General features: G+C 66.7%; 6 protein-coding genes. 1 reads left to right on the top strand and 5 read right to left on the bottom strand.

Features of this window, described 5'->3' with window-relative positions:
* Nucleotides 1–519: 519 nt before the first annotated feature.
* Nucleotides 520–1,485 (bottom strand): RNA polymerase sigma factor, encoded by a 966-nt coding sequence (locus POL67_RS45360; RefSeq protein ID WP_271927653.1) that lies wholly within the window; start codon nucleotides 1,483–1,485, stop codon nucleotides 520–522.
* A gap of 133 nt (nucleotides 1,486–1,618) precedes the next feature.
* Between POL67_RS45360 and POL67_RS45355 the strand changes: the two genes are divergently transcribed.
* Complete coding sequence (locus tag POL67_RS45355) at nucleotides 1,619–2,002, top strand: hypothetical protein (protein WP_271927652.1); 384 nt, start codon at nucleotides 1,619–1,621, stop codon at nucleotides 2,000–2,002.
* A 160-nt stretch (nucleotides 2,003–2,162) separates the two neighbouring features.
* On the opposite strand, the gene POL67_RS45350 is transcribed toward POL67_RS45355, so the two are convergent.
* The 4 genes from POL67_RS45350 to POL67_RS45335 form a co-directional block, all read right to left on the bottom strand.
* Complete coding sequence (locus POL67_RS45350) at nucleotides 2,163–4,658, bottom strand: MopE-related protein (RefSeq protein ID WP_271927650.1); 2,496 nt, start codon at nucleotides 4,656–4,658, stop codon at nucleotides 2,163–2,165.
* Between the two features lie 11 nt (nucleotides 4,659–4,669).
* Entirely contained in the window at nucleotides 4,670–6,577 is a 1,908-nt protein-coding gene (locus POL67_RS45345) for an OmpA family protein (RefSeq protein WP_271927648.1), read from the bottom strand.
* A 1,074-nt stretch (nucleotides 6,578–7,651) separates the two neighbouring features.
* The gene (locus POL67_RS45340) at nucleotides 7,652–12,097 is read right to left on the bottom strand and encodes an nSTAND1 domain-containing NTPase (RefSeq protein WP_271927646.1); all 4,446 of its coding nucleotides are present in this window, start codon (nucleotides 12,095–12,097) and stop codon (nucleotides 7,652–7,654) included.
* A 125-nt stretch (nucleotides 12,098–12,222) separates the two neighbouring features.
* Nucleotides 12,223–13,971, bottom strand: coding sequence for a sigma-54-dependent transcriptional regulator (locus tag POL67_RS45335; RefSeq protein WP_271927645.1), 1,749 nt, complete (start codon nucleotides 13,969–13,971; stop codon nucleotides 12,223–12,225).
* Between the last annotated feature and the right edge of the window lie 314 nt (nucleotides 13,972–14,285).

Below are 14,285 nucleotides of genomic sequence, written 5' to 3'. Positions count from 1 at the left end.
AAATACGATTCTCGACAACAGAACGTCACCGCGTTCTCCTCGTCCTCGACCGCCTCCCCGATGGGCTCCCCCCCGCCGGCCTCGCAATTGCTCCCGCTCCGCAGGGCTGGCACGCCAATCACGGTTTACGGCATCATGCAGAAGAGCGGCACCCTCGGCCGGCCTCCCTGCCTTCACGAGCAGAACGCCCAGCCGACCCGCGATCCATGGATCCGGCCGGACCTTCAATGCTTCGGAGTAGGCGATCACCGCGTCGGCCATCTGTCCCGAGGCCCGTGCGCGGTCGCCGCGTTGCACGTACTCCGTGAACCGCGCTTCCTCGGCAGCCGCCTGTATCGTCTCTGGATCCAGCTCGCCATGCGGGGGCGTGTCATCTGCTCGTGCAGGCGCGGCAAGCCCGAGGAGCCCGACGATCGAGAGACAGCCTGTCCGCATGGCACGAGGGTAGACAAACCGAGGAAGTGAGGCAAGGGGTTCGGGAAAGACGAACCCGGGCACAAGGAATGCCGGAGGGCTCGACTATCGCCCGTTTTTGGGATCATGGGTCCTTCCTCGAAGGACCTCGTCGACCTTGCGCTCTGCCTCGGGGGTTAAGGTAAACGACGTGATCGGGGCCCGAGGAGCACGACGGACGGGAGCCGGATCCGGGGCCGGATCCGGGGCGGGCGCAGGGGGCTCGAGGGAGACGACGGGCTCTTGTGGGGGATCGCAGAAGATGACCAGCACGTACGGCGCGTGGTGAAGGTGGCGAACGCGCGGCGCATCGGCCGACGGGCGCAACCACGCCGCAACGGCCGTACCGACGAGAAGGCCGACCAATGGCGCGACAATCTTGTCCGGCGACCACGGGAGCCGAGTCCCCTTGGACGATTCCCCGCCCGGCGATCCACGCCACCCACGGTCGGAAAGGAAAAGAAGCAGAAGCGGAAGGACACCGCGCCGGTCGCGGTCGCGCTCGCACAGCGCGGCGTAGAGCCGCATACGCGCTTCGAATGCCGCATTCCGCGCCGAGGTCACCGGAATGCCGAGCGATCGAGCGATCGTCTCGTGTGATTTTTCTTCGATGTCGTACCCAATGAAAGCCGCGCGTTGCCACGGGGTCAACTTGGCGAGCGCGTCCTGGAGGAACCGAAGGAATTCGGCGCGCTCGGCCGCAACCTCGGGCGAGACGTTGGGGGACACGATCTCCTCGGGAGAGACGTCCCCGCCTGACGTGTGGCGTCGCTCGCGACGTAGGTACTTGCAGGCCATCCGCGCCGTGATGACGAACAACCACGGGCGCAGCTCGTCCTCCGGGACGTCTGCGCCCGTGCGGCATGTCGCGGCCTCCCACAAGACGTCCTGCGTGATATCGTCGCGATCGGCCGGGGAACTCACCCAGCGGCCCGTCCACGCGAAGATGACGGGACGGAGCGCCGCAAGCGCGGCGAGGCGCGGACGGGAAGCGGAAGGGGGATCGGTGGAGGCGTGCGCGAAACTGGTCACGCTGGCTATATGCCGACCACGCGGGCAAACATACCGACGGGGCCGGTCGATTTTTGCTGAGCGTGGATGGTCTCTCACACAACGCCTGAGCGGACGATGGTGCGCATGGGCGGCACGAGCGGAGGGCGAGGCCGTGCTTCGTAAGGACGGAGTGGCATTTCCCAAGGGCGGGGGCTCGTTCCGCGAGGGCGTGGTGGCGTTCCGCGAGGGCGTGGTGGCGTTCCGCACGGGCGTGGTGGCGTTCCGCACGGGCGTGGTGGCGTTCCGCACGGGCGTGGTGGCGTTCCGCAAGGGCGTGGTGGCGTTCCGCGAGGGTGGGGTGGCGTTCCGCACGGGCGGGGTGGCGTTCCGCGAGGGCGTGGTGGCGTTCCGCAAGGGCCGGGTGACGTCCCGCAAGGGCGTGGTGGCGTTCCGCAAGGGCGTGGTGGCGTTCCGCAAGGGCGTGGTGGCGTTCCGCGAGGGCGGGGTGGCGTTCCGCGAGGGCGGGGTGGCCCGGGCGGTCAACTCGCCGTGGTAACGCTCTGGTAACGGGAGAGCGGATTGCGCAGCTTCTCGATACCACTCGGGGCACCAGCGTCGCAGGAGCACGCCGTCGGTGTCACGACGGGGATGGGCGAGGACTTATGGAACGAAGGGCGGCCCGAGCCGAGGCCCGAGCCGCCCACCGAAGGCGGCTGTCAGGCCGCCTTGCGGTTGCGAGAGACGAGGCGGGCGAGCGCCATCAGCCCAAGCAGCCACGCGGGGCTCGCCGAGCCGTTGTCATTGCCGGGCTGCTGCACGCTGCAGAGGCCCGAGCCCTCGCCGAAGTACGTCCCCGGCTGGTTGCAGATCGAGGCGTCGTCCACGGTGCCGTTGCAATCGTTGTCGATGCCGTCGCCGCAGGTTTCGCCCTCACCCGGCGGAAGGGGCGTAGCGTCGCACTTGGCTTCGCCGGTGGCCGTATCGCAGACGGTCTTGCCCTCCGCCGCGCAGGCGCCGACGCCGATGGTGCAAACCTTGCCGATATCGAAGTCCTCGTCGGTCTCGCCGTCGCAGTCGTTGTCTTTCCCGTCGCAGATCTCGTCGTCCTGCTCGCCCGCCATCGCGTCACAGATGGCCGGTTTCGTGGGGTCGGAATCGCATACGCGCTTGCCGGAGGTCTGGCACTCGCCGACGCCGACGGTGCATACCTCGCCGATCATGAAGCCCTCGTCGGTCTCGCCGTTGCAGTTGTTGTCCTTGCCGTCGCAGATCTCGGTGCCTGCCGGGCCCGGTGTCCCATCACAGATGGCCGGTTTCGTGGGGTCGGAATCGCATACGCGCTTGCCGGAGGTCTGGCACTCGCCGACGCCGACGGTGCATACCTCGCCGATCATGAAGCCCTCGTCGGTCTCGCCGTTGCAGTTGTTGTCCTTGCCGTCGCAGATCTCGGTGCCTGCCGGGCCCGGTGTCCCATCACAGATGGCCGGTTTCGTGGGGTCGGAATCGCATACGCGCTTGCCGGAGGTCTGGCACTCGCCAACGCCGACGGTGCATACCTCGCCGATCATGAAGCCCTCGTCGGTCTCGCCGTTGCAGTCGTTGTCTACCCCGTCGCAGAGCAGCTCATCCTCGGTTCCCACGCCTGGCTTCGCGTTGCATATGGCCGGCTTCATGGTGCCGCTCGGGTCGCAAATGAGCACGCCTATGGTCTTGCACGCGCCGACGCCCTCGGTGCACTCATTGCCGACACCGAAGCCCTCGTCCGTGGCATTGTCGCAGTCGTCGTCCTGGTCGTTGCAAACTTCCGTTTGCGTCATGGGCTTGATGTCGGGATCGCAAGAGAGGAGCGAGTTCTCACACTTCCACTTTCCAGCCTTGCAAACACCGTACTGCATGTTGTTGGTGCAATTCTTGCCGACCGTCGGGATGTTATCGTCCGCAGTCCCGTTGCAGTCGTTGTCCAGGCCGTCGCACGTCTCCTCCGAGGAGGGGCCGGGCGCGCATGTCGACATGTTCGGGCCCGTACATACCTTTTGGCCGTTTGTTCCGCACACGCCCGGAGCGTTCGCCGCACAGGGCGTTCCGTAGTCCGAGCACTCGGCCACATAGATCTTCAAGAAGCACGTGCCCACGAGGCCCATCTGATTCGTGAAATTGATGAGCACGTAGTGGGTTCCGTAGTCGCTCGCCGAGTTCGGCGTCCACGAGAACGTGACCGTGAGCGGGCTCGCGACCGGCATTCCACCCAACGGCGGATTGAAGGTCGCCCCAGCCGAGGCGCCTTGTGCGCTGTGCAGCAATTGGCCCCCCGCTCCGACGTTGTCGACGCCCTGCACGGTCACCGTGACGGCTTGATTGAGTACCTTGGTTGGAATCATGCCGTTGCTGGGGGTTATGATGCTGCAGGTGGGCAGCGGCGATGACACAATCTCGACGATGAAGTCGACGGCCGTCGAGCTCTTTATCTTGTTGTGCTCCGACTCCATGACGATGTGAAGGACGTACTGTTGGGCATCGTTGGCTTGCGTGAGATCCCACGAGAACCTGCACCCGTTGCTGGTCATTGACAGGGACGGCTGCGATGCGGTGTTCGTCACCACGGGCACAGCATTCGCCGCCAAGAGTCCCGACTCGGTCGACGTGCCGAATCGACACGTCACGTTGTCGAAATCCGGATCCGTCACTGGCAGCGTGTAGGACCGAAGATCACCCCGCTGCAGTTGTACGACGGGGGGTACGGTCGCGACAGGGCCGCCGGTGTTGTGGACCCCGTTGGCGGGAGGGCCGGCCAGGTCGACCGTGGCCTGGACCCGGTACGGCTGGTTGCTGCCGTTTTCGAGCCCTGCAATGCGCTTGAGGTTCCCGGAGTCGAAGTAGGCTACCCACGGCCCAGCCGAAGCGTAGGTGTGGGAGGCCTTGTACTCGACGACGGTGTAACTGCCGCCAGCGATCGAGGTACCGCTCCCCTTTTCCTTGATCTCCGTCACCGGGTTGGGCGTGAAGGTGACACCATCGCCGAAATTCAATGTCGTGACATAGCTCGAACCTGTGGTCCATGCCGTCCGAACGGTGAACTCGACCGTGCGCGGCGAGGCTTGTAGATTGGGTACCCTCCACGAGATCGTCCCGAACCGGAAATGGTCCGCCTCCGCAGTTCTGCTCCCGAGCAGCCCCACCAAGGCGAACAAGAACGCAAGCAATACGCGTTTCATGCTCCCTCCACCTACTTCTTCTCGGCCTTGACCGTATTGTTGAGCACCACGAACTGCACGCGGCGGTTCTTCTCGCGCCCCGCTGCCGTCTTGTTTTCGGCGATCGGCACCGACGGGCCGTACCCCTTCGTCGTGAGTCTGCTCGCGTCGATGCCGCGCTTGACGAGCGCGTCCTTGACGCTATCGGCGCGCGCCTGCGAGAGCTTCTCGTTGAGCTTGGCCGAGCCCGTGCTGTCCGTGTGCCCCTGAACCTCCACGAGCGCGAGCTCCGGGTAGTCCTTCAAGACCCTGGCCACCGAATCGAGGATTGCGTTGCTTACCGGTTTGATCGTGGCCTTGTTCAGATCGAACTGGATCTGCTCCGTGATGACGATCTCGGTCGGCTTGATGATGACGTTCTTCGGCGGGCAGCCGTTCTTCGTCGGATCGGGGTCCCTCACGCCCTTCACGTCCTTGCACGCGTCTTCCGGATCCAGGATCTTGTCCTCGTCCGTGTCCGGGCAACCGTTGAGCTTCGGATCCGCATGGGCCTTGCCGGGCGCATCCGGACAGGCGTCCTTCGCATCCGGAATGCCGTCGTTGTCCTTATCTGGCGGACAGCCGTTCTTCTTCGGATCGGGATCGGCCACACCGGGTACGTCGACACATGCGTCCTTCGCATCCGGAATGCCGTCGTTGTCCTTGTCGGGCGGACAGCCATTCTTCTTCGGATCGGGATCGGCCACGCCGGGCACGTCCGGGCAAGCGTCCTTCGCGTCGGGAATGCCGTCGTTGTCCTTGTCGGACGGACAGCCGTTTTTCTTCGGATCTGCATTCTTCACGCCGGGCACGTCGACACACGCGTCCTTCGCATCCGGAATGCCGTCGTTGTCCTTGTCGAGCGGACAGCCGTTCTTGTTGGGATCAGGATCGGACACGCCGAACACATCGGGACACGCGTCCTCGGCGTCCGGGATGCCGTCATGGTCCTTGTCGCTTTTCTTTTGCTCGGGCGTGTACGCGAACGTGAGCACGCCGCGGAAGCTCGGCGTGCCCTGGCCCGACGTGAGGCCGGGGCCGGCGGCGAGGCCCGCCTCGAAATCGTTCAAGAATCGGAAGCGCGCCGACGCGAGGAGCTCGGCGTTCGTGTTGCGCGAATTCGGGTCGTCGAGCACCGTGCCGATCGAGCTCTCGAGCCCAATCTGCACGTGCTTCTGCTCGCCGAGGAGGTAGCCCGCGCCCAGTCCGAACTGGAAGCTCGAGCCCTGCTGCACGTTCGCAATGGTCTTCGCGCCGCGAATCTCGACGCCGAGCGTCGTGCTCCAGACGATCCGGTCCTTGACGAGGCCGCCCGCGATGAGCTGCGGGAGCGCCCGCACCGAGCCGTCGCTCACATACGAGCCTGCGTCCGAGCTCCCGGTCGGGAGCCAGACGTAGCCGCCGACGGCGACCTGGACCGGGTCCCAGTATTTGCCGAGGACGCTCAGGCGCAGGCCGAGGCGGACATCGCCAATCTGAGCCGACTGCGGCGAGGTGAAGTTGTCGGTGCCGATGGCGGGGTTGTCGCCGCCCTGATAGACGGCGAGCGGGACGTCGAGGTTGATGCCGAGCCGGTTCCAGAGCGCGAGGCTCGCGTTCAGATGCAAAAAGAGCTGTCCCCCCACGACCGCGCCGATCTTCTCGCCGTCGCGGCGGAGCACGAGCGGGTTGTGCGCGTAGTCGGCCACGAGCATCGCGTGCGGCGTGAGGTGCCCCGCGACGAAGGGCGAAGAAACGCCGAACATCCGATCCCCCGCGAAGGCAGGCTGAAAACGATCCAGGGCGAAGGCGCTTTGCGTCCCGTCCTGAGTTTCCTGAGCCGAGGCGACGGCCGCCGATGCGGCGACGGCCGCAGCGACGGTCGCGCTGAAAAGCGTGCGACCACGAACGATGGTTCTCATGCGTTCCCTTTCCCCAACGAAGGCGGACCGACCTTCCGATACGAGACGTTCGAGATCCGCACCCACAAACGCGCCTCGGGGACCGCGGATCGCCAAGAGTGACGGTCGCGCTCTGCAGAGCTCTGCGCCATGGGCCGGGTTGACCAGAAAAAAAGCCTTTCATCTCCAGGGGTCACAGCGAAAACGACGTTCGAGAAAGTTCATGCTCACATTGGTGTTGACGACGGAACCGCCCCCGTAGGACAGCAAGCGATGATGCGCCGGCTCTGGAAGACGGCGATTCTCCGCGCGCGTAATGCCAATGCCTCCAGGTCGATATCGAGGCTCGACCACGAGCGTGCCACCCGCACCACCGACCGCGGATCGCCCGCCATCTCCACGCTCGGGTGAACCATGCGCGCCTCGTTGGCTTGCGCCGGTCCGTGAATCCCCGCTGTATCGTCGGGATCTCCGCTCGCCCCCCACGGGGGAGCGGCGCGCCCTTCATCACCCCTCAGCGTCGACGCCCCGTTCGCACTCCTTCGTCCGAGTGTCGATCTGAGTGATAAAAACACTCAATGAACGCATCGTGCACCTTCCAGTGCGCTATGATGCGATGTCAACCGCGCACCTCGACCACCATTGCTGTCGAGCCGCTCGCCAGCGGGAGCCAGTGTCCTGGATTCGACGTGAGACCCTCTTTGCAGCGATCGTGCCACGTCGAGTCGGGATGTGTTCGTGTAGGCAAAGTCACCGGAGCTGCCCGTCGCTCCGTTGATTCGTTCCAGAAGCGCGTCCGGGAGAGACGCGGCGCGTCCCGGAGCGACGTACCGGGGGAGGCGAAGGAGGTCCGGAGATCGAGCCCCGCAAAGCGAGCGATGCGTCGAACGGGTGTGGCATGGGGCGTGCTCCGGTCGCACCCCGCATGTCGCGAAGTTCCGCGGGGATCTCTATGACCGCGTCAATGTCCTGCCCGTGCGTCGCCTCGCCTACGACACCTCGCCGGAGACGAGCAGGCGTCGCTGACAAACTCCACTCCCACAGGGAGCCGTGTGCTCACCAGCCAGGCGGGGTTCTTTCCTGTGAAGTTGGAGTTCACCGACCGGGTCTTGCACGTGCTTCTTCGACGCGGCGCTGGCAGCGCTCGAGATCGGCGCGAGATTGATCCTCCGGAAAATCGAACAATTGGCGGCGAATATCGAGCGGCATGCAGTATCTGGTGGCGGTCCAGAGCTGGGGATCGTCGGCGTCCCGCAGCGGCGCGAGGTCGCTCCAGATGATGATGGTCTTGTCGTCCGAGGACATGAGGATGCGCTTGCCATCGGGGCTCCACGACGCGGAAGTGAGGGCCATCTTCGAGGCGCGCAGGACGATCGGCTCCCCCGTACCGTCGGCGTTCCAGATGCGCACCGCGCCGTCGCTCGAGGCGGAGACGATGCGTTGGCCATCGGGGCTGAAAGCTGCCGCATGGGCGATGCCGTGGTGGCCTTGCAGGACGATGGATGGTCCCGTGCCGTCGGCGTTCCACACCCGCACCGTCATGTCCGCCGACGCGGAGACGATGTGCTTGCCATCAGGGCTCCACGCCGCCGTGTAGACGGTGGAGTCGTGACCCAGAAGGACCCGGGGCTGTCCCGTGCCGTCGGCGTTCCACACCCGCACCGTCTTGTCCTCCGACGCGGAGACGATGCGTTGGCCATCGGGGCTGAAAGCCGCTCCGTGGACGGCGCCAGCGTGACCTAGGAGGACGATGGGATGCCCCGTTCTGTCGGCGTTCGACACCCGCACTGTCATATCGTGCCCCGCGGAGACGATGCGCTGGCCATCGGGGCTCCACGCCGCCGTGTAGACGGAGCCGTCGTGGCCTTGGAGGACGATGGGCTGCCCCGTTCCGTCGGCGTTCCAGATGCGCACCGTTTTGTACGCCGACGCGGAGACGATGCGCTTGCCATCGGGGCTCCACGTTGCCGCGCAGACGGCGACGTCAGAGTCTTTGAGGACAATGGGTTGTCCTGTCCCGTCGGCGTTCCACACTCGTACCGTCTTGTCATAGGACGCGGAGACGATGCGCTGACCGTCGGGGCTGAACGCCGCCGCAGAGACGACCTCGTCGTGGCCTTGGAGGACATTGATCTGACGGTTTAGGTCCGCGCTCCATACCCGCACCGTCTTGTCATAGGATGCGGAGACGATGCGCTGACCGTCGGAGCTGAACGCCGCCGAACCGACGCGGTTGCCGTGTCCTTTGAGGACGATGGGCTGCCCTGTTCCGTCGGTATTCCACACGCGCACTGTCGTATCGTGCGACGCGGAGACGATGCGCTTGCCGTCGGGGCTGAACGCCGCCGTGTAAACGGTGCCGTCGTGTCCTTTGAGGACGATGGGCTGCCCCGTTCCATCGGCGTTCCACACCCGCACCATCTTGTCCCAGGACGCGGAGACGATGCGCTTGCCGTCGGGGCTGAACGCCGCCGACCCGACGAAACCGTCGTGTCCTTTGAGGACGATGGGCTGCCCCGTTCCGTCGGCATTCCACACCCGCACCGTCTTGTCATTCGACGCGGAGACAATGCGCTGGCCATCGGGGCTGAACGCCGCCGCAAAGACGGCATTGTCGTGTCCTTTGAGGACGATGGGCTGCCCCGTTCCATCGGCGTTCCACACCCGCACCGTCTTGTCCCAGGACGTGGAAACGATGCGCTGGCTGTCAGGGCTCCATGCCGCCGCGAAGACCGTAGTGCCATGTCCGTTGAGGACAACCGGATTTCCCTCGCCGTCGGCGCTCCACACCCGCACCGTGTTGTCCTCCGACGCGGAAGCGATGTGTCGGCCGTCGGGGCTCCATGCCACCGCGTGGACCGTCTTGTCATGCCCTTTCAGGACAGCCGGCGGTCCCTCACCGCTGGCGTTCCACACCCGCACGGCCTCCGCCGACGCGGAGGCGATACGCTGGCCGTCGGGGCTAAAGGCCGCCCAAGAGACCTCCGCCTCGTCATGGAGCACCACCTCCGCGACACCAGCCCTCCGTGCCCACTCACCGAGCTCCGCCCACCCATGCGGGACCGAGCCAGGCTCTATCTCGCGCAGCAGCGCGAGCGCCGTCGTCGGATCCCCCTGCTGGCTCTCGCGGGCCGCCGCCATCCTCGTGGCATTCCTCGCGCGCAGGGCGCTCTGCTCCGCGGCGTCCCTCTCCGCCTCGGCGCGCGCCGCCTCCCGGTTCGCCCGGAAGAGGAGGACCGAAATGAGGAGCGTGACCACGCCGAGGCCTGCAAAGAGCGCCCCGACCATCCCCCTCCGCCTGCGCCTCGTGCGCTGCGCGAGCCGGACGACCGCCTCCAGATACCCGCGCTCCCTTTTCCCGAGCCCGCGCATGTCCTCCGCTTTGCGCCGCTCGAGCCATTGCCCCGCCTCCAGCGCGGCCCGGTCCCGCCACAAAAAATCGTTCGCCTGCCCGTTCTTCTCCCATTGCTGCGCAGCATTCCGCAACTCGACCAAAAACTGCGCGTCCTGCTCGTCCGCGTCCAGCCATTGACGGAGCTTGGTCCACCTGTCGATGAGCGACTCGTGGACGATCTCCACCGTCCTGCCCTCCCGCTCGCCCCCGGACTCGATCGCGAGCAGCCGCGCCTCCGCCAGGCGCTGCACCACCCCCTCCACGGCTGCGGCGTCCTCGGACAGCGCAAAGAGTTCATCCAGGCGCACGATCGCCCGCGTCCGCTCCGGCGTGACGAGGCGCATGAAAATGACACGCGCGAGTCGCTGCTCCATAGGCGACATCCCGGAGAGCACCGCGTCCGCGTGCGTCGACAGCGCCCCCGCCACGCCGCCAAGCGAAAGGTACGCCGCCCGCGTGAGCAGCCGTCTCTCCCGATCGCGCCCCTCCCAGAGCTTCAGGGCCGTGAATTGCAAGAGCGGCAGCGGGCTTCGGTTCCCTTCGAGGCCGTCCAGCATCTCCCCGACGAGCGCCTCGTCCTCGAATGCATACCGTGCAGCTTCGAGCGGCTTCATGAGCGCAGCCCGTAGGCCCTCGCGCTTCATGGGGGGCAAAAGGAAGAGCCCCCGCGTCACCTCCGCCGAGAATCGCCGCTCCTCCGCGAGTCGATCGAGAAAATCCCCGCGCATGGCGAGCACGACGCGCAAGGGCGAAGAGGCGTCATCGGCAACGCCCTCCAAACACGCGCAGAACGCCGCCCGCTCCTCCGGCCCGCTCCCCAGCGTATACAGCTCCTCGAGCTGGTCCACGAAGAGCAAGATGCGATGGTCGACCCCGCGCCTCCTGCACCGCGAGCGCAGCCGGTCGCCGAGATACCCCGGCTGCGACCGCAACGTCCCGGCAATCGCCTCCAGATCTGCCTCGCCAGGCGCATCGCCCGTGTCCGCGAGAAACGCGAGCACATCCGAAAGCGCGGCCAGCGGCCGCCTCCCCGGCCGAACGACGAAAGCCTCCGCGTCCCGCCCCGCGCGCTTGAGCGCAGGAATGACCCCTGCCCGGAGGAACGAGGATTTTCCCGCGCCCGAGGGGCCTGCAATCATGATGAGCTGCTGGCTGCGCAGCCTGCCGAGCACCGCGGCGATATCGTTGTCACGACCGAAGAACCGCGCCGCGTCCGCTTCCTGGAACGCCGACAGGCCCGCGAACGGCCCCTCGTCCTCGGCGAGCGCGAGCTTGCTTTTATCCGCGCCGATCCGTTCGAGCGCCTCGGCCAGCTTCCGGGCCGAGCCCATCCGCTCTTCCTTGCGCTTCTTCAAGCACCTGTCGATCACGTCTGCAAGCGGCCCGAGATCAGGGCGCCGTTCGCGCACGCTCGGCATGGGCGTCTCCAGATCCATGACCTCCACGAGCCTCGCGAGCGTGGGCGGCTCCAGCGGATGCGCGCCGGTCGATAGCTCGAAGAGGATGATCCCTGCCGCCCAGATATCGCTCCGGGCGTCGAGCGGCTCTTCCAGCCATTGCTCGGGCGACATGTACGGCTGGGTGCCGACCAGCGCCCCGTCCTGCGTCAGCAAAGCTTCCGCTCGATGAATCGCCCGCGCGTCGGGCAGCGCCGCGGCCTGGCCCATGGAGACCTGCTTGGCGATGCCAAAATCGACCACCTTCACCGCGCCATCGTCGCCAAGCAGTATGTTTTCGGGCTTGAGGTCCCGGTGAATGAGGCCCATTTCGTGCGCACAGGCCAGCGCGCGGGCCACCGGCAGCATGACTTCGATGGCGACCGCTGCGGTATCATGCGCCCTCTCCGCCATCTCCGCGCGCAGCGTGCGGCCCTGGATGTATTCGAGGACCATGTAAGGCGAGCCATCCACTTCATCGACGTCGTGGATGACCACAATGTTCTCGTGCCTGCACAGCGCCGTGGCCCGCGCCTCGCCGAGGAAACGCTCCGCTGCCGTTCCGGTACGATCGAGCAGGAACTTGATCGCCACCAGCCGCCCGAGCCGGATATCGCGGGCCAGGAACACCACCCCCATCCCGCCCGCGCCGAGCTGCCGGATGAGCTCGTAATGTTTGAACACCGTGCCTGGCTCGAGCCTGAAACCCACGACTCCCGGCCCGGCTTCACGGGTGGTAGCAAGGGCGCCCCCCTCGGGGATCGTCATCGAGTCCTCCAGCCGCAATTGAACATGGATTCTCTGCAAGGAGCCGCGGCCGCTCGATACGCGACGCCTCAACGCCCTTCGCCGGATTCTTCGGCGGCATCTAGTGCCGCAACGAGCGCCGGATCGACATCGCCGCCCACCACGCGCAAAAGCTCGCGCACGCGCTCGAGCTCCCTCTTCAGCGCGCGGTGGTGGTTTCTGTTCTTGAGGAGCTGCTGCTGGCCGAGCAGCACGAAGGCATCGTCACGACCTCGCCGCTGCACCGCGGCGACGAGCACCAGCCCCCGGAAGGCATCGGCCATATCGAGCGAGAGCGGGCCCGCGCTCGGCCCGCGCCGCTCGGCCTCCTGCACGAAGGCGCTCGCCGCGCGCCAGAGCTGCTCGACGAACGCGCCCGTCTCGGGTGAGGCGTCGTAGGCGAGCGCCCGCTCCACGTGCCGCCGCGCGAGCACGAGCTCATTGCCCACGCCGCCACGATCCGAGAGCGAAATGGCGTATGCTCTGCGAATGATGTTGTCGAGCTGCCGCAGGTTGCCCGGCCAGGGCACGCTCGTCAGCAGCTCGATGGCCTCGCGCGCCAGTCGCACCGCGCCGCCGCCCGACTCTTCGTGCCTCCGGCCGAGCATGTATTCGGCCCACAAGGGCAGCTCGTCGAGCCGCTCGGCGAGCGCCGATAGGCGCACGGGAAGGACATTGATGCGGTAGTAGAGGTCCTCGCGGAACTTGCCGGCGCGGACCTGCGCGCGAAGGTCCGCGTTGGTGCCGACGACGAACCGCACGTCCGCGCGCTGCTCGGCGCCCTCGTCGCCGAGGGGCCTGTAGCGCCGCTCCTCGAGCACCCGCAGCATGCCCGCCTGGGCCTTGAGCGAGAGCTTGTCGATCTCGTCGATGAAGAGTGTGCCCTGCGATGCGCGCGCGATTGCGCCTGCCGAATCCTTCGTGGCGCCGGTAAACGCACCGCGCTTCCAGCCGAAGAGCTCGGCCATCTGCAGTTCCTCGGGCACGCTGAGCAGATCGAGCGTCTCGAAGGGCTTGCCCTTGCGCTGCGATTGCTCGTGACACCAGCGCGCGAGCCGGGATTTTCCCGTGCCGGTCGGGCCGCTGACGAGCACGGTCTCCTCTTGTTGGGCGAAGACGCGCAGGACCTCGATGAGCCCTGCCGTCGCCCGTCCGACGACCGGCAAAAGCGCGTCTGTCTGCGCGCCCTGGACCGGGCGCGGTGGCAGGGCACCGAGGTAAGGCGCCGCCGCGCTGGCGACGAGCTCGAGCTGCTCCTCGCAGTCGCCCCACACAAACTCGCGCCCGATCGCGGCCTTGGCGTGCGCTTCGAGCGCGATCATGCCTCCCACGCCGCCGCCGGGCGTGCGCAGCGGGACGACGTGCACGTGCGTGGCGTCGCGGCCGAGCATGCGCTGGCGCGTCTCGTAACCCGGCACGCCGGCCGCTTCCTGGGGCTCGTGTCGCACGACCGACCCATCGGGCAGCCACGCGTGAAGGCCGCCGAGCTGCACGTCGATCGAGACCGCGCAGCGATGCTCGGCGACCCACCGCCAGACGTTGGCGGAGGTGAGGTAGCCCGTGCCCTCGACCTGCGCGCGGGTGCGGTGCTCGATGCCGAAGAGGCGCTGGTATCCATCGCTCGGCCGGAGGTGCACCACGGCGCGGAGCAGACGTGCGCTCGTCGCGAAGCGGCTCTTGGCGATCGCCTCCTCCGCGCAAGCGAGGATCGCCTCGAGCGCAGCCGTCGCGGCGTCCTCGAAGCAAGCTGCTGCCATCAACCGGCCGAGCAGCGCGGGGAGCAAATCATGGCGCGACATACGGAGCTGCCACCCTATCACGGTCTGTGATCCCGTTGCCGCCCGTTCCGCGTGTGTCTTGTGGAGCAGGCGTGTCAATCCGAGGAGGCCATCGGAGCTGGGTGTTCGTTGTATCTCTCGATAGATCATCGGTTCGACCTGTCCGCGCGAGTTTTGGCCGCACGGCGGGGACACCTGCCGCCCCTCGCTCGCCGCGGGTCGACCGCGCTCCGCCCCGGATCCCTGCGCGGACGGCCGGAATCCAAACAGGGTGGTGGTGACCGCGCTCCGAAGGTCGACCTGCCGGCAGAGCTCAAGACGCAGCTCAAAGTGGA

Origin of the sequence: Polyangium mundeleinium, assembly GCF_028369105.1 — a bacterium.
In the GTDB taxonomy this organism is placed as follows: Bacteria; Myxococcota_A; Polyangia; order Polyangiales; family Polyangiaceae; genus Polyangium; species Polyangium mundeleinium.
This window is presented reverse-complemented; position numbering and strand designations above follow the sequence as displayed.

Coding starts and splice junctions, on each gene's coding strand:
- POL67_RS45350 (WP_271927650.1), bottom strand. CDS start 4,658: ATGAAACGCGTATTGCTTGCGTTCTTGTTCGCCTTGGTGGGGCTGCTC.
- POL67_RS45335 (WP_271927645.1), bottom strand. CDS start 13,971: ATGTCGCGCCATGATTTGCTCCCCGCGCTGCTCGGCCGGTTGATGGCA.
- POL67_RS45345 (WP_271927648.1), bottom strand. CDS start 6,577: ATGAGAACCATCGTTCGTGGTCGCACGCTTTTCAGCGCGACCGTCGCT.